The organism is Pseudomonas sp. B1-22, assembly GCF_050474425.1.
Lineage (GTDB): Bacteria > Pseudomonadota > Gammaproteobacteria > Pseudomonadales > Pseudomonadaceae > Pseudomonas.
This window is the reverse complement of the sequence record NZ_JBCHVH010000004.1, coordinates 157,552-173,315: the sequence shown is the minus strand read 5'-3', so window position 1 is coordinate 173,315 and position 15,764 is coordinate 157,552. Positions and strand designations below refer to the sequence as shown.

General features: G+C 67.1%; 17 protein-coding genes and 1 pseudogene. 3 read left to right on the top strand and 15 right to left on the bottom strand.

All coding sequences use genetic code 11. The features are described from left to right. Window positions 1-227 precede the first annotated feature (227 nt). From ACQ5BL_RS16370 to ubiE, 13 genes and pseudogenes are all read right to left on the bottom strand, one after another. Window positions 228-656, bottom strand: a complete 429-nt coding sequence (locus ACQ5BL_RS16370; RefSeq protein WP_243807972.1) for a UPF0158 family protein — start codon at window positions 654-656, stop codon at window positions 228-230. A 100-nt stretch (window positions 657-756) separates the two neighbouring features. Next, window positions 757-2,334: a methyl-accepting chemotaxis protein gene (locus ACQ5BL_RS16365; protein WP_243807971.1), complete on the bottom strand. Its 1,578-nt coding sequence runs from the start codon at window positions 2,332-2,334 to the stop codon at window positions 757-759. Window positions 2,335-2,783: 449 nt separating this feature from the next. After that, the gene (locus tag ACQ5BL_RS16360; protein WP_430293207.1) at window positions 2,784-3,497 is read right to left on the bottom strand and encodes a methyl-accepting chemotaxis protein; all 714 of its coding nucleotides are present in this window, start codon (window positions 3,495-3,497) and stop codon (window positions 2,784-2,786) included. Between the two features lie 159 nt (window positions 3,498-3,656). Then, window positions 3,657-4,697, bottom strand: a pseudogene (locus tag ACQ5BL_RS16355) (methyl-accepting chemotaxis protein); the annotation flags it as partial. A gap of 168 nt (window positions 4,698-4,865) precedes the next feature. Next, complete coding sequence (locus ACQ5BL_RS16350; RefSeq protein ID WP_243807970.1) at window positions 4,866-5,573, bottom strand: 16S rRNA (uracil(1498)-N(3))-methyltransferase; 708 nt, start codon at window positions 5,571-5,573, stop codon at window positions 4,866-4,868. Further along, window positions 5,570-6,367 carry a twin-arginine translocase subunit TatC gene (gene tatC / locus ACQ5BL_RS16345; RefSeq protein WP_207887041.1) on the bottom strand — a complete coding sequence of 266 codons (798 nt, stop codon included), beginning with the start codon at window positions 6,365-6,367 and terminating at the stop codon, window positions 5,570-5,572. The genes ACQ5BL_RS16350 and tatC overlap by 4 nt, the downstream gene beginning before the upstream one ends. Next, the gene (gene tatB / locus ACQ5BL_RS16340) at window positions 6,364-6,870 is read right to left on the bottom strand and encodes a Sec-independent protein translocase protein TatB (RefSeq protein WP_207887040.1); all 507 of its coding nucleotides are present in this window, start codon (window positions 6,868-6,870) and stop codon (window positions 6,364-6,366) included. Before tatB ends, tatC begins: the two co-directional genes overlap by 4 nt. A gap of 11 nt (window positions 6,871-6,881) precedes the next feature. Further along, window positions 6,882-7,127: a twin-arginine translocase TatA/TatE family subunit gene (locus ACQ5BL_RS16335; protein WP_207887039.1), complete on the bottom strand. Its 246-nt coding sequence runs from the start codon at window positions 7,125-7,127 to the stop codon at window positions 6,882-6,884. Window positions 7,128-7,151: 24 nt separating this feature from the next. Then, complete coding sequence (locus ACQ5BL_RS16330; RefSeq protein ID WP_065086256.1) at window positions 7,152-7,490, bottom strand: phosphoribosyl-ATP diphosphatase; 339 nt, start codon at window positions 7,488-7,490, stop codon at window positions 7,152-7,154. Beyond that, the gene (gene hisI / locus ACQ5BL_RS16325) at window positions 7,480-7,893 is read right to left on the bottom strand and encodes a phosphoribosyl-AMP cyclohydrolase (protein ID WP_243807969.1); all 414 of its coding nucleotides are present in this window, start codon (window positions 7,891-7,893) and stop codon (window positions 7,480-7,482) included. Before hisI ends, ACQ5BL_RS16330 begins: the two co-directional genes overlap by 11 nt. Before the next feature lie 83 nt (window positions 7,894-7,976). Next, window positions 7,977-9,584: a ubiquinone biosynthesis regulatory protein kinase UbiB gene (ubiB, locus tag ACQ5BL_RS16320; RefSeq protein WP_207887037.1), complete on the bottom strand. Its 1,608-nt coding sequence runs from the start codon at window positions 9,582-9,584 to the stop codon at window positions 7,977-7,979. Beyond that, window positions 9,581-10,207 (bottom strand): ubiquinone biosynthesis accessory factor UbiJ, encoded by a 627-nt coding sequence (locus ACQ5BL_RS16315; RefSeq protein ID WP_207887100.1) that lies wholly within the window; start codon window positions 10,205-10,207, stop codon window positions 9,581-9,583. Before ACQ5BL_RS16315 ends, ubiB begins: the two co-directional genes overlap by 4 nt. Further along, window positions 10,204-10,986 carry a bifunctional demethylmenaquinone methyltransferase/2-methoxy-6-polyprenyl-1,4-benzoquinol methylase UbiE gene (gene ubiE, locus ACQ5BL_RS16310; protein WP_207887036.1) on the bottom strand — a complete coding sequence of 261 codons (783 nt, stop codon included), beginning with the start codon at window positions 10,984-10,986 and terminating at the stop codon, window positions 10,204-10,206. Before ubiE ends, ACQ5BL_RS16315 begins: the two co-directional genes overlap by 4 nt. A gap of 140 nt (window positions 10,987-11,126) precedes the next feature. Here ubiE and ACQ5BL_RS16305 point away from each other — a divergent pair, with 140 nt between their 5' ends. From ACQ5BL_RS16305 to ACQ5BL_RS16295, 3 genes are all read left to right on the top strand, one after another. Beyond that, on the top strand, window positions 11,127-11,402 hold the full coding sequence (locus tag ACQ5BL_RS16305) for a polyhydroxyalkanoic acid system family protein (RefSeq protein WP_152219573.1): 276 nt from the start codon (window positions 11,127-11,129) through the stop codon (window positions 11,400-11,402). Window positions 11,403-11,572: 170 nt separating this feature from the next. Next, the gene (locus ACQ5BL_RS16300) at window positions 11,573-11,983 is read left to right on the top strand and encodes a phasin family protein (protein ID WP_207887035.1); all 411 of its coding nucleotides are present in this window, start codon (window positions 11,573-11,575) and stop codon (window positions 11,981-11,983) included. Window positions 11,984-11,993: 10 nt separating this feature from the next. Continuing rightward, the gene (locus ACQ5BL_RS16295; protein WP_243807968.1) at window positions 11,994-12,875 is read left to right on the top strand and encodes a phasin family protein; all 882 of its coding nucleotides are present in this window, start codon (window positions 11,994-11,996) and stop codon (window positions 12,873-12,875) included. A gap of 49 nt (window positions 12,876-12,924) precedes the next feature. Here ACQ5BL_RS16295 and ACQ5BL_RS16290 read toward each other — a convergent pair whose 3' ends face one another. Then, window positions 12,925-13,539, bottom strand: a complete 615-nt coding sequence (locus ACQ5BL_RS16290) for a TetR/AcrR family transcriptional regulator (RefSeq protein ID WP_243807966.1) — start codon at window positions 13,537-13,539, stop codon at window positions 12,925-12,927. 250 nt (window positions 13,540-13,789) lie between these two features. Then, window positions 13,790-15,472, bottom strand: a complete 1,683-nt coding sequence (gene phaC, locus ACQ5BL_RS16285; protein WP_207887032.1) for a class II poly(R)-hydroxyalkanoic acid synthase — start codon at window positions 15,470-15,472, stop codon at window positions 13,790-13,792. Window positions 15,473-15,764: the final 292 nt, after the last annotated feature.

Here is a 15,764-nt window from a genome sequence, read left to right as displayed (position 1 = left end):
AATGAAAACGCCGCCCCTCGGGGCGGCGTTTTTGTGTGTGCGGGATGCGCGGGGCGGCCAATCGCGGACGGAGCCCGCTCCTACGGGGGGCTGCGGGGCTGACCTGTAGGAGCGCCCCATGGGCGCGATCGCGGGCATGGCCCGCTCCTACAGGGGAACTCCTGCGCGAACCCCGACGATCTGCGCCGCCCTACATCGAGGCTCGGCGTGGGGGCGGGCATTGCCAACTACAACATGGCACTCCGCGTCGCCGGCTGAATGTGGTTATCCGCCAGCCAGTCCAGCGCACACTCGCGCAGGCGCTCGGCCTGGTAGGCGTACCAGGCCTGGAGCAGCTCCGGATAGCCCATCAGCACATGCCGGAAGGCCTTGAACGGCTTGCGCCCCTCGATGGCGTTGGCCAGGGCGGAATAGGCGTGGGGCTCGGGCACTTCGCGCAGGAAGTCGCGCATCAGCTCCAGCGACTGGCCGCTGCTCAGCGGCTCGATGGGCAGCAGGCGCTCCGGCTCGCGGTGCAGCAGTTCGGCCAGCTCGGGGTCCGGGTCGTCTTCGGGGATCAGCAGCACCTGGCCGCTGAACAGGTCCAGGTAGTGATCGATCCCCTGGGTATCGAGCGCGAAGGCCAGTTCGTCGAGGTCGATGGTCAGCGGGCGCATGGTCACTCTCCCAAGGTGGCGGGTATCCGATGCTACGCCATGCGCATGACAACTGTCCTGCCGCTGCCGGTCGGCGCGGGAGCACCGACCGGTTGGCGCGTCACAGGCGGAAGCGTCCCACCTGCACTTGCAGTTCATTGCCCAGGCGCGCCAGTTCGCTGCTGGAGCCGGCGGTCTGTTCGCTGGCGGCGGCGGACTGCTCGGCGATCTCGCGCACCTGCACCACGCTGCGGTTGATCTCCTCGGCCACGCTGCTCTGCTGTTCGGCGGCGGAGGCGATCTGCAGGTTCATGCCCTGGATGTCGGCCACGGTACGGGCGATCTCGCCCAGCGCCTCGCCGGCGCGGCGGGTCAGTTCCACCGAGCTGCCGGTCAGGCGACGGCTGTCGTCCATGCGCGCCACCGCTTCCTGGGCGCCGCGTTGCAGGCCGGCGATCAGGCCCTCGATCTCGGCGGTGGACTGCTGGGTGCGCTTGGCCAGCCCGCGCACCTCGTCGGCCACCACGGCGAAACCGCGCCCGGCCTCGCCGGCGCGGGCTGCCTCGATTGCGGCGTTGAGCGCCAGCAGGTTGGTCTGTTCGGCCACCGACTTGATCACGTCCAGCACGCTGCCGATCTTCTCGCTTTCCTGGCGCAGCGACTCCATGGCCTCGGCGGAGCGATCCACCTCGCTGGCCAGGCGGTCGATCTGCGCCACCGCATCGCGCACCACCTGGTCGCCCTGGCGGGCCTGCTGGTCCGCCTGCCGGGCGGCGAGGGAGGCCTGCTCGGCGTTGCGCGCGACTTCCTGCACGGTGGCGGCCATCTCGTGGATGGCGCTGGCCACCTGCTCGGTTTCCACGCGCTGGGCATTGACCCCGGCGCGGGTCTGCTCGGTGACGGCGGAGAGTTCGTCGGCGGCCGTGGCCAGTTGCCCGACGCTGCCGCCGAGCTGGCCGATCAGCCGCGCCAGGTTCTCGCGCATGCGCAGCATGACGCGTTGCAGCTGCCCCAGCTCATCGGGGCGCTGCAGGTTCAGGTCGCGCGCCAGGCCCCGGGACAGGTCGCCTTCTGCGATGTACTCGGCCAGCTCCAGCGCCTCATGCAGCGGGCGGACGATCTGCCGGTTGATGGCCCAGCCGGAAAGCAGGCCGAAGGCCAGGGCGAGGACCGCGATGAGGATCAGCCGGGTCTTGGCGGCGGCGGTCTCCTCGCTGTTGCGCTGGAGGGTATCGTCGTACAGGCGGGTGCTGGCGCCGAGCATCGCCTGGCTGGCGTCGTCCAGCTCCTGGCGCGCCTGCTGCGTGGCGGTGACGCCGGAACGGCTCAGGCCGTTGAAGGCCGCGCGGTAGTCGGTCACCGCCTGGCGCGCCGCACTCAGCTGCGTTGCGTCGATGTCGCTGCCGCTCAGGCGCCGCTCGATCAGCGCGAGCATCTTCGAGCTGTACTGCTCGACCCGCTCGGCCTGGGCACGGTCGCCACCCAGTTCGAATTGCAGGCGGGCGAGGTTGGCTTGCTGGCCGAGATTGCTCAGTTCGGTGAGGGCCGCCAGTTGCTCGCCGCGCCGGGCCTGGTTATCCAGGCTGCGCAGGCCGCCGAGCAGGACCAGCAGGGTGAGGAACAGGAGGATGCCGAATCCCACCACCAGCTTGAGGCTGACGTTCAGACGTCCCAGCTGGACTACTAACCAATCGTACATGTCGAAAGCTCCAGAAAGGCTTCGCCACGGGATCGACGGCCCGGGGCAGGGAGGATCGGGAGGAGGCAGATGAGGCGGTTTTTTCTCGGGACGCATCTGTGTGCGTCAGAGGGTATCGGCGGATTTTTCGGAAACTGAAGGGCAGGAATGGTCACGATTTGCTCTCTTGGGGGGAGGCTTGCTCGCGAATCACTCCGGTAGCGTCTTTTTTGTAGGAGCGCGCCATGCGCGCGAATCGCGGGCATGGCCCGCTCCTACAAGGGGGCGCGAGTTTCGAGCAGGGTTCGTAGGATGGGTGGAGCTTGCGATACCCATCAGAAGTGTTCGTGCGGGAAACGATGGGTATCGCTTCGCTCCACGCCATCCTACGGACCGATCGAAGACAGGGCGCAGGGCAATGAGCAGAAAAAAGGCCCGCATTGCGCGGGCCTTTTCCATCCGGTTGGCGATCAGACGCGGAAGCGGCTGACCAGCACCTGCAGCTCGTTGCCCAGGCGCGCCAGCTCCATGCTGGAGGCGGCGGTTTCCTCGCTGGCGGCGGCGGTCTGCTCGGAGATGTCGCGCACGTTCATCACGCTGCGGTTGATCTCCTCGGCCACGGCGCTCTGCTGCTCGGAGGCGGCGGCGATCTGCTGGTTCATCGACTGGATGGTCGACACGGTGCGGGTGATCGCGCCCAGGCGCTCGCCGGCGCGGCGGGTCAGGTCGACGGTGCTGACGGTCAGCTCGCGGCTGGTCTCCATCATCTGCACGGCCTGCTGGGTACCGCTCTGCAGGCCGGCGATCAGCTCCTCGATTTCCTCGGTGGACGATTGGGTGCGCTGCGCCAGGGCACGCACTTCATCGGCCACCACGGCGAAGCCGCGGCCGGCATCGCCGGCGCGAGCGGCCTCGATGGCGGCGTTGAGCGCCAGCAGGTTGGTCTGCTCGGCCACGGCCTTGATCACGTCCAGCACGCTGCCGATCTTCTCGCTTTCGCGCTTGAGCTTGAGCACCGACTCGTTGGAGCGGTCGACTTCGCCGGCCAGGCGGTCCATCTGCCCGACCGCTTCGTTGACCGCGCCTTCGCCGTCGCGGGCCTGGCGGTCGGCGGTGGAGGCGGCCTCGGAGGCTTCCTCGGCGTTGCGCGCAACCTCCTGCACGGTGGCGGCCATCTCGTTCATGGCGGTGGCGACCTGGTCGGTCTCGCTCTTCTGGTTGTTCACCCCGGCGCTGGTCTGCTCGGTGACCGCGGACAGCTCCTCGGCCGCGCTGGCGATCTGCGTCACGCCGTCGTGGATGCGACCGATCAGCTCGCGCAGGGACAGGTTCATGCGCTGCATGCTCTTCTGCAGCTGGCCCAGTTCGTCGGAGCGGCTGGTAGGGATGTCGCGGGAGAGGTCGCCGTCGGCAATGCGTTCGGCATGGCCCAGCACCTCGCGCAGCGGATTGACGATCTGCCCGGTGATGATCCACGCGGCAATCAGCCCGAGCACCAGGGCGATCAGTGTGGCCAGGCCCAGCAGGGTCTTGGCCTGGGCGACGCCGGCGTCGCGCTTGGCGGTTTCGCTGACGGTGAGTTCGTTGCTGATCTTCTCGATCTGGACCCCGCTGTCGCGCATGCGATCACGGGCGGACTGACTGGCGTTGACCTCGTTGCGATAGGTGTCGAGCGCCGCCCGATAGGCCGCCAGGGCGTCGAGGGCGCTCTGGTAGTCGGTGGCCAGGTCGGCCGGAGCGCTCTGCATGCCCGCCTGTACGGCCTGGGTGGCCTGCTGGAGGCCATTGACAGCGGTCTGCTCCAGCGCGGGATTGTCGACGCTGGTGTAGGCGAGTACCTGGAAGCGCGCCGCCATCACCTGGCGGCCCAGGCTGGCCAGCGCCTGCAGTTGCCGGGGCGACTCGAGACTGCTGCTGGCGACCAGTTTCTGTTCGGCCTTCTCCAGGCCGCCGGTGATCAGCGCGGCATTGTGGATCAGGTTCTGCTTGGCGGCATCACGGGCGGCGAAGGACTTCAGCAGTTCGTCATACAGTCGGCGGTACTCCGTGAGCAGTTCTTGCTGCTGGTCCAGCTTGCGACGGTCCTGTGCCTCGCTGAACTTGGCGGAGATAGCCTTTTGGCGCTGCTCCAGCTGGTCCAGGGCGTCGACCACCAGCTTGGCGTCTTCCGGCGCACGGGTGGACTGGAACTTCAGACGGGCAATGCGCAGGTCCTTGGCGCCCGCCACCAGTTCGGAAATCTCGCCGAGCTTGTCGCCCCGGTTGATCACGTTGCTCAGGTTGATCCAGCCGGTGAGGGCGATCAGCAAGGTGAGCAGCAGCACCAGGCCGAAGCCTGCGGCGAGTTTGAGTTTGACACTGAGGTTGTTGAACCAGCGGAACATGGCGGCGGGGCTCCAGCGATGAACAGGGCCGGTACGCATGGCTGAGCAGGGAATGCGCAGAGTGGGAACGACCGGTATCGCAGGTATCGGCGCCAGGGGCGGGAACTGAAGCGTCTGGTGGAGATTTTCTGACTGGCGGTTCAAGCCGGAAACCGCATGGTTTCCGGCTTAGAACAGGCGTGCCAGGAGTGCGGTGACGGCGGTTTCGACGCGCAGGATGCGCTCGCCGAGCTGGACCGGGGCGAGGCCGGCTTCGCGGAGTTTTTCCACCTCGTAGGGAATCCAGCCGCCCTCCGGGCCGATCGCCAGGGTGACGGGCTCCGTCAGCGCCCGCGGGCACTCCGGCCAGGGACCGGGATGGCCGATCAGGCCGAAGCTGCCCGCTGCCATGGCTGGCAGGCGATCCTCGACGAAGGGCTTGAAGCGCTTCTCGATGATCACCTCGGGCAGCACGGTGTCGCGGGCCTGCTCGAGGCCGAGGATCAGTTGCTCGCGCACCGCGTCGGGTTCGAGGAAGGGAGTCTGCCAGAAGCTCTTTTCCACCCGGTAGCTGTTGAGCAGTACCAGGCGCGGAACGCCCATGGCGGCGACGGTCTGCAGCACGCGGCGGAGCATTTTCGGGCGGGGCAGGGCGAGCAGCAGGGTGAGCGGCAGCTTGGCCGGCGGGGCCTGGTCGAAGCTGACCTGCAGCTCGGCCTCGTTGGCTTCCAGGCGCAGCAGGCGGCCTTCGCCCATCGGTCCGCCGAGGCGGCCGACGCGCAGGCGGTCGCCGCTTTCGGCGCGGTGGACCTCTTGCATGTGGGTCAGGCGGCGGTCACGCAGGATCACGCGATCCGCCGCAACGAAGTCGGCGTCGTCGAGCAGCAGCAGGTTCACGGGCGGGTCGCCGGCGGCTGGTCGCCCTTGGATGGGTCTTCTTCGGTTTCCGGCCCGCGCTTGCGGATCAGGTGGCTGAACAGCACGCCGGCCTCGAACAGCATCCACATCGGTACCGCCAGCAGGGTCTGCGACATCGGGTCCGGCGGGGTGAGGATCATGCCGACCACGAAGCAGCCGATGATCACGTAGGGGCGGATCTTCTTCAGGTAGGCCACGTCGACCACCCCGATCCATACCAGCAGCACGGTGGCCACGGGAATCTCGAAGGCCACGCCGAAGGCGAACAGCAGGGTGAGGAAGTCCAGGTAGCTGTTGATGTCGGTCATCGGCGTCACGCCTTCCGGGGCCTGGCCGAGGAAGAAGTGGAACATCAACGGGAACACCAGGAAGTAGGCGAAGGCCATGCCGGCGTAGAACAGCACGATGCTGGAGGCCAGCAGCGGCAGGGCGACGCGCTTCTCGTGCTTGTACAGCCCCGGGGCGATGAAGCCCCAGACCTGGCCGAGGATCACCGGCATGGCGAGCAGCACGGCGACGATCATGGTCAGCTTCAGCGGCGCAAGGAAGGCCGATGCCGGGTCGATGGCGATCATGGTCGCGCCTTCGGGCAGGAAGCGCCGCAGCGGCTCGGAGGCCAGGGCGTAGATCTTCTGCGAGAAGTACAAGAGGCCGATGAAGATCACGAAGATCGCGATCACGCAGCGCAGCAGGCGCGTACGCAGCTCGGTCAGGTGCGAGACCAGGGGCATTTCCTGGTCGTTTTCGGGCTGGTCGGGTTTTTCGGCGCTCATGGGTTACGCGGCGTCTCGGACGAAGCGGGCGGCTGGCTCGGTTGCGGCGCCTGGGGCGCGGCGGTCGGCTCGGCCGGTGCGGCGGGGGCCGCTTCCGGGCTGGCGGTGGGCGCTAGGCCCATGCCCGGCAGGTTGTTCAGGCGGCTGTTGGGCGCAATGCTCGGCGCCGCGGGCGGCTCGGCCGGCGTGCCCTGGCCTTCGGGCTGGGCCGGCTGTTGCGGATTGAAGGCTTCCCGGGCCTGGTCTTGCAGGTCGGTCAGCGGCGCCATCAGCTTCTTGGCTTCCTGCTCCATCTGCAGGATGTGCTCGTTGTGCAACTGGCGGCGGATTTCATCCGCACCCAGCTCACGCTCCACTTCCGTCTTGATGGCATTGAAGCTGCGCTTGAGCCGGCCGATCCACAGGCCGGCGGTGCGCGCGGCACCCGGCAGGCGGTCGGGGCCGAGCACCAGCAGGGCGACGAGGCCCACCAGCAGCAGTTCGCTGAAGCTGATACCGAACATGGTTTATCCCATCAGTCCTTGCGAGCCGGCTCTTCGACCTTCTGCGCCTGGGCGTCGATGGTGTGCGGCTGGTTCAGCGGCTGGGCGGGCGCGGCGGGGGCGTCCTTCTTCTCGTCTTCCTCGGTGTTCATCGCCTTCTTGAAGCCCTTGATGGCTTCGCCGACGTCCGAGCCCAGGTTCTTCAGGCGCTTGGTGCCGAAGACCAGGACCACGACGATCAGGATGACGACCCAGTGTTTCCAGTCAAAGATGCCCATCTTGTTCTCCTCGAGTTGTTCGTATCAGGCCGACGGCTGGCGTGCCGCTTTCTCGTCGTGCCCGGAAAGGCCGAAGCGGCGGTCCAGCTCGTCCAGTACCGCCTGTGGGTGCTGGCCGAGCGCGGCGAGCATCACCAGGGAGTGGAACCAGAGGTCGGCCGTTTCGTAGATCAGGTCCGTGCAGTCGCCGCTGGTGGCGGCGTCCTTGGCGGCCAGGATGGTTTCCACCGATTCCTCGCCGACTTTCTCCAGAATCTTGTTCAGGCCCTTGTGGTACAGGCTGGCCACGTAGGAGCTGTCCGGTGCGGCATTCTTGCGCGCTTCGAGGACTTCCGCCAGACGGGCGAGGGTATCAGTGCTCATGGGGTTTTCCTGTACCTGCGTGGGTGTAGATGGCATCCGGGTCCTTCAGCACCGGGTCGACGGTCTGCCAGGCGCCGTTCTCGAACACCCGGTAGAAGCAGCTTTCGCGGCCGGTGTGGCAGGCGATGCCGCCCAGTTGTTCGACCATCAGGATCACCACGTCGGCGTCGCAGTCCAGGCGCAGTTCGTGCAGCTTCTGCACGTGCCCGGACTCCTCGCCCTTGCGCCAGAGCTTGCCGCGCGAGCGCGACCAGTAGATGGCGCGGTTTTCGGCGGCGGTGAGGGTCAGGGCCTCGCGGTTCATCCAGGCCATCATCAGCACGCGGCCGGTGCGATGGTCCTGGGCGATCGCCGGCACCAGTCCATTGGCATTCCAGTTGATTTCGTCCAGCCAGTCTTTCATCTCGGGTTCCGTACGGCGGGCACGCGCGGTGCCCGGAGCCACTGTCTACAACGTTCAAGTGTGCCAGTCAGGGCGGCGACTGGCTATCGGCGCAGGATCAGATACAGACCACCGGCCAGCATTGCCCAGGCCGGCCAGGCGGCCAGGCTGTGGGTGGCGAGGCCCGTTTCGGCGGCCCCGGCGACGAGCACCGCGCCGATCAGTCGCGCCGGCCAGGCGCTGGCCATGCCGGCCTGGCCATTGCCCTCGCGGGCTTCGTTCTGCGGCTCGCGGGACAGCCGTTCCAGGGTATCGCGGGTCATCTGCGCCAGGTGCGGCAGTTGTTCGATGTGCTGCTGGGCGTTGCGCAGCAGGGTGCCGGGGCTGACGCGCTCGCGCATCCAGCGTTCCAGGAAGGGCTGCGCAGTGGTCCACAGGTCCAGTTCCGGGTAGAGCTGGCGGCCCAGGCCTTCGATGTTCAGCAGGGTCTTCTGCAGCAGCACCAGTTGCGGCTGCACTTCCATGTTGAAGCGCCGCGCGGTCTGGAACAGGCGCAGCAGCACCTGGCCGAAGGATATGTCCTTGAGCGGCTTCTCGAAGATCGGCTCGCACACGGTGCGGATCGCCGCTTCGAAATCGTTGACCCTGGTTTCCGCCGGCACCCAGCCCGAGTCGATGTGCAACTGGGCGACCTTGCGGTAGTCGCGCTTGAAGAAGGCGATCAGGTTGCGCGCCAGGTAGTCCTGGTCCTCGTCGGTGAGGCTACCGACGATGCCGCAGTCCACCGCGATGTACTGCGGGCTCCACGGCGTGCGGGTGCTGACGAAGATGTTGCCGGGGTGCATATCGGCGTGGAAGAAGCTGTCGCGGAACACCTGGGTGAAGAAGATCTCCACGCCGCGCTCGGCCAGTGCCTTGAAGTCGGTGCGCTGGTCGCGCAGGGTCTCCAGGTCGGTGACCGGGATGCCGTAGATGCGCTCCATCACCAGCACCTTGGGGCGGCACCAGTCCCAGTAGACCTGGGGCACGTAGAGCAGCGGCGAGCCGTCGAAGTTGCGCCGCAGCTGCGAGGAGTTGGCCGCTTCGCGCAGCAGGTCGAGCTCGTCGTAGATGGTCTTCTCGTAGTCGCTGACCACTTCGGCCGGGTGCAGGCGGCGGGCGTCGGCGGAGATGCGCTCGGCGGTGCGGGCGAGGATGTGCAGCCAGGCGATGTCGGAACGGATCACCGGTTCCAGGTTCGGGCGGATGACCTTCACCACCACTTCTTCGCCGGTCTTGAGCTGGGCGGTGTGCACCTGCGCCACCGAGGCGGAGGCCAGTGGCTCGCGCTCGAAGCGCGAGAACACCTGCTCGATCTTCGCGCCGAGCTGCTGTTCGATGAGCGCCACGGCCTGTTCCGGCGGGAAGGGCGGCACCTTGTCCTGCAGGAAGGCCAGCTCCAGGGCGATGTCGTCGGGGAGCAGGTCTCGGCGGGTGGAAAGGATCTGGCCGAACTTGATGAAGATCGGCCCGAGGTCCTCCAGCGCCAGCCGGATGCGCGCGCCCCGGCTGAGGTCCAGCGGCTTGCGCGGCAGCCAGCGCCAGGGCAGCAGCCCGCCGACCAGACGCAGCCACCAGGGCAGGAAGGGCAGTTCGAGGACCATGTCGTCGAGTCGGTAGCGGATCGCTACGCGCTGGATGCGCAGCAGGCGGCGGAAGGCGAGCAGCTTCATGCGTCGGGCTTGGTCTTCTGGGTCAGGCGGGTGATCCGCGCGTCGAGGCGGTCGAGGGCGATCTTCAACTGGTCGAGCTCTTCGAAGCGGGCTTCGGCTTCATGCTGGCCGACCAGGGTACGGCTTTCCTCGGCCAGATAGTCCGCCAGGCTCAGGCGCAGGCTTTCCAGGCTGTCGCCGGCCCAGGCCATGCCGCCGCGCAGGCGCGCGCCGAGCAGGTGGGCGGGCACCGGACCGAGCCAGCGGGCGACTTCGTATTCCCAGTCCAGCTCCAGGCTCTGGAGGATGTCGGCCAGCTCCAGGAGCATGGCGCTGTCACCGCCCATGGTCACTTCCGGGCTGTGCAGGACGCGGGTCTTGTCCCTGGCCAGGGCCAGTTGCAGCAGGCTGCCGGCCGGCGCGACGAGGGTGCAGTCGGCCTGCGCCTCGTGGTGCGCGGCCAGGTGCAGGCCGTCGGCGTCGGGCAGGATGAACAGCCGCAGCGCGGGCGCCTGGCAATCCACTTCCAGCACCTTGCCGGCGAGCCGGCCAAGACGCCGCAGGGCCACGCCGTCGAGCCGCAGCACGCGGTTGACGGTGGCCTCGGCGCTGGCCAGGGCGGCCTGCAGGAGCAGGGTCATCAGGGCTTGATGCCGCGGTGCAGGGCGACGATGCCGCCGGTCATGTTGTGGTAGGTGACGCGGTCGAAGCCGGCCTCCACCATCATCGATTTCAGGGTTTCCTGGTCCGGGTGCATGCGGATCGACTCGGCGAGGTAGCGATAGCTTTCCGAGTCATTGGTGACCAGCTTGCCCATCAGCGGCAGGAGGGTGAAGGAGTAGGCGTCGTAGGCCTTGGACAGCAGACTGCTGGTGGGCTTGGAGAACTCCAGCACCAGCAGGCGGCCGCCCGGCTTGAGCACCCGCAGCATGGAGCGGATGGCTTCGTCCTTGTGGGTGACGTTGCGCAGGCCGAAGGCGATGGTCACCGCGTCGAAGTAGTTGTCGGGGAACGGCAGCTTCTCGGCGTCGGCCTGGACGAAGCTGACGTTGCCGGCGACGCCGCTGTCGAGCAGCTTGTCGCGGCCGACCTTGAGCATCGAGGCGTTGATGTCGGCCAGTACCACTTCGCCGGTCGGGCCGACCAGGCGGGAGAACTGGCGGGTCAGGTCGCCGGTGCCGCCGGCGATGTCCAGCACCCGGTTGCCGGCGCGCACGCCGGACAGCTCGATGGTGAAGCGCTTCCACAGACGGTGGACGCCGCCGGACATCAGATCGTTCATCAGGTCGTACTTGGCCGCCACCGAGTGGAACACCTCGGCGACCTTCTCGGCCTTCTCGCTCTCGCGCACGGTCTTGTAGCCGAAGTGCGTGGTGGGATCGGCGCTGTCCTGGCCGGCTTGGGGCTTGCGCGGTTCGCTCATGGCATTTCTACCCTGGAAGTCAGTGGCGGGCATTCTAACAGGAAGCAGAGAAAACGCCGCCCCGGTCACGGCGCCGCCGGGGTGCGGCGATACGGCGCGGCGCGTATGATCGCAGGGTCAGTCAGTCCCGGAGCTCCAGCATGTCCCGTATCCACGTCGAACGTCCCCATTCCCTCGGCCGCGAGGCCGCCCGTGCCAAGGCGGAAAAGCTTGCCGACAAGCTCAACCGCGAGCACGGCGTGAGCAGCGAGTGGCAGGGCGACACCCTGGTGATCAAGCGCAGCGGCGTGGACGGGCGCATCGAGGTGGGCGAGGACCGGATCGCGGTGGACGTGAAGCTGGGCCTGATGCTCTCGGCCATGAGCGGCCTGCTCAAGGGCGAGATCGAGCGCGCGCTGGACAAGGCCCTGGCCTGATTCCCGCCGGCCCCGTTCCCCGCGGGGCCCTGGCCGTTTTTTGACGGCGCCAGCGGCATTGCGCACGCTGGTATGTGTTTTCTAATTTTCCCCGATACCTTGGCCCACAGTCCCGCCTTTCGCGGGCAGCTATTCGACATCATCGAATCCGAACCCTGTGAGGTGCCACCATGGCCAAGGCTGTCAGCAAGAAGAAAGTCGAAGAACTCGAATCCTCCCTCTACTCCGATGCCAAGCGCTACGCGCGGCAGATCTGGCTCGCGGGCCTGGGCACCTACGCCAAGGTCGGCCATGAAGGCAGCGAGTACTTCAAGGAGCTGGTCAAGTCCGGCGAGTCCGTGGAGAAGAAGGGCCGCGAGCTGGTCACCACCCAGATCGACGCCGCTAACGACAACGTCAAGGGCCGCCTGCACAGCGTGAAGGCCAAGTTCAACCTGGACAAGATCGAAGAGGCGTTCGACGCCCGTGTCGCCTCCGCTCTCAATCGTCTCGGAATTCCCTCCAGGCGCGATGTGGCGGCGCTCTCTGCTAAGCTGGATTCGCTGAGCGAAGTGCTCGAGCGTGTCGCGAGAACTCAATAAGGAGAGCAGGATGGCTGGCAAAAAAACTACCGATAAAGAGTCCAGTTGGATCGGCGAGATCGAGAAATACTCGCGGCAGATCTGGCTGGCCGGCTTGGGGGCCTACTCGAAGGTCAGCAAGGACGGCAGCAAGTTGTTCGAGACCCTGGTCAAGGACGGCGAGAAGGCTGAGAAGGAAGCCAAGACCGAAGTCGACAAGTCCGTTGGCGCAGTGAAGTCTTCGGCGCGCTCCGCCAAGTCCAAGGTGGAAGCGGTGAAGGGCAAGGCAATCGACAAGTGGGGCGAGCTGGAAGAGGCGTTCGACAAGCGCCTGAACAGTGCGATCTCCCGCCTGGGTGTGCCGAGCAGCCGTGAGGTGAAGGACCTGCACAGCAAGGTCGAGAGCCTGACCAAGCAGATCGAGAAGCTCACCGGCGTCAGCGTCAAGCCAGCCGCCAAACCGGCCGCGAAAGCTGCCGCCAAGCCGGCTGCCAAGGCCGCCGCCAAGCCCGCAGCGAAAGCCGCCGCCAAACCGGCTGCGAAACCCGCTGCGAAGACCGCGGCAGCCAAACCCGTTGCCAAGGCCGCGGCGAAACCGGCGGCCAAGCCGGCTGCGAAAGCTGCCGCGAAGCCTGCTGCCAAGGCTGCCGCCAAACCGGCTGCGAAGCCGGCGGCCAAGCCCGCTGCAAAGCCGGCCGCCAAGGCTGCTGCCAAGCCCGCCGCGACGAAACCTGCCGCAGCGAAACCGGCTGCTGCGAAGAAGCCGGCGGTGAAGAAAGCCGCTGCGCCCAAGCCCGCTGCCGCCAAGCCGGCGACTCCGGCCGCCACTCCGGCTCCGGCGGCTCCCGCCGCTGCCGCTGCACCGGCGGTGACGCCCGCTGCCGCTCCGGTGACGCCGCCGACCCAGGCCTGACCAGCCTGTCGCCGTACCCACGCCCGGCCTCGCGCCGGGCGTTTTCATTTCAGCGACTCAGGTAGCGCTCGGCCAGACGTTCGGCGATCTGCCGCGAGTCGTCGCGCAGGTGCGGCGCGACCAGCATCATCACCTGGTAGACCACATGGCGCACGTCGCCGGGGTGGCCGAGGATGCGCTGGTAGTCGAGGGAGAACAGCAGGGTCAGGGTGATCTGCTCGACCAGTTGGCCGAGGGACTCGGTATCGCTGTCCAGTTCGCCGCGGGCCTTGAGCTGGGCCAGCAGGGTCGCCAGGGTGCGCTTGAGGCCGTTGAGCCAGCTGCGCATGCCGCGCGCCAGCTTGGTCAGGCGTCCAGCGAGGTTGGAGAGGTCCTGGAACAGGAAGCGGTAGTGCGCCAGCCGCTCGACGATCAGGTGCAGGAACAGCCAGTAGTCCTCGGCGCCCAGGCGAACGTCTTCCGGCGGATCGAGCAGGGGCGCGAGCTCCTCCTGGAAGCGTTCGAACAGCGCCAGCACCAGCGGCTCCTTGCCGTGGAAGTGGTAGTAGAGGTTGCCGGGGCTGATACCCAGCTCGGTGGCGATCTCCAGGGTGGAGACATTGGGTTCGCCCCGCTCGTTGAACAGCAGCAGAGCACACTCGAGGATTCGGTCGCGCGTTTTCATCCGTGTTCTGGTTCTGGCCGCAGTGGTGGCCGACGATAGCGTCAGGGGTGGGTGGCTGCCAATCGGACGGTTTCAAACTTCCGCATGGTGCCAGGGGAACTTCTTCGTAGGATGGGAGGAGCGCAGCGATACCCATCAGCGGTACATGCCCGTGAATCGATGGGTATCGCTTCGCTCCACGCCATCCTACAGGTGCCTCCCACTGTGCCGGCTTTAGGCGCGGAGTGAGCCACCCGCAATGGGTTATCCGTCAGCGCACGTGCACATAGGTGCCCGGCGCGGCTTCCTTTGCCGGGTACTCGGCATTGCCCAGTTCGAAACTCACCGGACGGCGTTCGCCGGAGCGCTGCTGGATCCACTCCAGCCACAGCGGCCACCAGCTGCCTTCGTGGCGCTGGGTGTCGTAGTACCAGGCGCGCGGGTCGGAGCTGAGCTTGCCGTTGTCGAAGTAGCAGGCCTTGGGGTTGCCCGGCGGGTTGAGGATGCTCTGGATGTGCCCGCTGTTGGAGAGGATGAAGCGGCTCTCGCCGCCCAGCAGCAGGGCCGAGCGGTAGACCGCGTCCCAGGGCGTGATGTGGTCGGTGATGCCGGCCACGTGGAAGTTGTCCACCGCGACCTTCTTCAGGTCGATGGCGGTGCCGTTGACCTCCATGGCGCCGGGACGGGCCAGCGGGTTGTGCTTGAAGAAGTCGAGGAAGTCGCCGTGCAGCGCAGCCGGCAGGCGGGTGTTGTCGTTGTTCCAGTAGAGGATGTCGAACGCCGGCGGCTCCTTGCCCAGCAGGTAGTTGTTGACCCAGTAGTTCCAGATCAGGTCGTTGGGGCGCATCCAGGCGAACACCTTGGCCATGTCGCGGCCGTCCAGCACGCCCTGCTGGTAGGAGCGGCGCTTGCTGCTCTCCAGGGTCTGCTCGTCGGCGAACAGCGCGGCGGGGGTTTCCACCTGGCTGTCGAGCAGGCTCACCAGGTAGGTAGCGCTGGCGACCTTGCGCAGCTGCCGGCGCGCCTGCAGATGGCCTTGCAGCGCGGCGATGGTCAGGCCGCCGGAGCAGGCGCCCATCAGGTTGACGCTGCGGCTGCCGCTGATCGAGCGGCAAGCCTCGATGGCGGCGTCCAGCGCGTCGACGTAGGTCGACAGCCCCCATTCGCGATGGCGCGCATCGGGGTTGCGCCAGCTGACCATGAAGACCTGCAGATTGTTCTTCAGGGCGTACTGGACGAAGCTCTTCTCCACGCTCAGATCGAAGATGTAGAACTTGTTGATCTGCGGCGGCACGACCAGCAGCGGCTTGGCATGCAGGTGCTCGCCCATCGGCTTGTACTGGATCAGCTCCAGCACCTCGTTGCGGAACACCACCGCCCCCGCCGTGGTGGCGACGTTCTGGCCGATCTCGAAGGCATTGCGGTTGACCTGGCTGGGCATGCCGCCGTTGTGCATCAGGTCGTCGAGCAGGTGCTGCACGCCCTTGAGCAGGCTCTGGCCACCGGTGTTGAACAGCTCCTTTACCGCCAGCGGGTTGAGCAGGGTGTTCGACGGCGAGGCCGCGTCGGACAGGATCGACAGCAGGAAGCGTGCGCGGGCGCGGTCGTCGCTGTCCAGGTTGCTCTCGTCGACCCAGGCCAGCAGTTGCTTCTGCCAGGCCAGGTAGGCCTGCACGGTGCGCCGGTAGATCGGATTCAGGCGCCAGGACGGGTCCTGGAAGCGCGCGTCCTGCGGATTGGGCTGCAATGGCGAGTCGCCGATCAGCACCCGGCCCATCTGCTTGCCGAATGCCGCCAGGTGCCGCGCCGAGTGTACCGGCTGGCGGATCCCCTGCGCGGCGAGCATGCGCAGGGTGGAGAGCAGATCCCTGCCGCGCAGGCCGACGATGGCGCTCTGCGCATTCATGAACTCGGTGGGGACGGGCACGCTACCCGGCTCGGCTTTCTCTCGCATGAACAGCACTCCGTAAGGGGCCAACCTGACAATGGCGAAGCAAAGCCTGTACCGGAGCCGGGAAGACCCCATCGCAGGCGGCTGCCGCCGGTTCGAGGGATGCACGGGTATCGACGCGGGAGGAAAGACTGCCCGAAAACAGGGCAGTGGATCAGCAGTCGAGCAGCAGTCCGGCCCCCTTTTGGGGCGGCCGGCACCTGCTGTCCCGAATCAGGCGCTACGTGTCGATACCCGCGAACACGCCTGTTTGTTGTTAGTAACTGCGCAACGATTGGTCAAGGCAGGGTGCCCG

Coding starts and splice junctions, on each gene's coding strand:
- tatC (WP_207887041.1), bottom strand. CDS start 6,367: ATGAGCGCCGAAAAACCCGACCAGCCCGAAAACGACCAGGAAATGCCC.
- ACQ5BL_RS16305 (WP_152219573.1), top strand. CDS start 11,127: ATGTCCCGTATCCACGTCGAACGTCCCCATTCCCTCGGCCGCGAGGCC.
- ubiE (WP_207887036.1), bottom strand. CDS start 10,986: ATGAGCGAACCGCGCAAGCCCCAAGCCGGCCAGGACAGCGCCGATCCC.
- ubiB (WP_207887037.1), bottom strand. CDS start 9,584: ATGAAGCTGCTCGCCTTCCGCCGCCTGCTGCGCATCCAGCGCGTAGCG.
- ACQ5BL_RS16365 (WP_243807971.1), bottom strand. CDS start 2,334: ATGTACGATTGGTTAGTAGTCCAGCTGGGACGTCTGAACGTCAGCCTC.
- ACQ5BL_RS16370 (WP_243807972.1), bottom strand. CDS start 656: ATGCGCCCGCTGACCATCGACCTCGACGAACTGGCCTTCGCGCTCGAT.
- phaC (WP_207887032.1), bottom strand. CDS start 15,472: ATGCGAGAGAAAGCCGAGCCGGGTAGCGTGCCCGTCCCCACCGAGTTC.
- ACQ5BL_RS16330 (WP_065086256.1), bottom strand. CDS start 7,490: ATGAGCACTGATACCCTCGCCCGTCTGGCGGAAGTCCTCGAAGCGCGC.
- tatB (WP_207887040.1), bottom strand. CDS start 6,870: ATGTTCGGTATCAGCTTCAGCGAACTGCTGCTGGTGGGCCTCGTCGCC.
- hisI (WP_243807969.1), bottom strand. CDS start 7,893: ATGAAAGACTGGCTGGACGAAATCAACTGGAATGCCAATGGACTGGTG.
- ACQ5BL_RS16295 (WP_243807968.1), top strand. CDS start 11,994: ATGGCTGGCAAAAAAACTACCGATAAAGAGTCCAGTTGGATCGGCGAG.
- ACQ5BL_RS16335 (WP_207887039.1), bottom strand. CDS start 7,127: ATGGGCATCTTTGACTGGAAACACTGGGTCGTCATCCTGATCGTCGTG.
- ACQ5BL_RS16290 (WP_243807966.1), bottom strand. CDS start 13,539: ATGAAAACGCGCGACCGAATCCTCGAGTGTGCTCTGCTGCTGTTCAAC.
- ACQ5BL_RS16360 (WP_430293207.1), bottom strand. CDS start 3,497: ATGAACGAGATGGCCGCCACCGTGCAGGAGGTTGCGCGCAACGCCGAG.
- ACQ5BL_RS16300 (WP_207887035.1), top strand. CDS start 11,573: ATGGCCAAGGCTGTCAGCAAGAAGAAAGTCGAAGAACTCGAATCCTCC.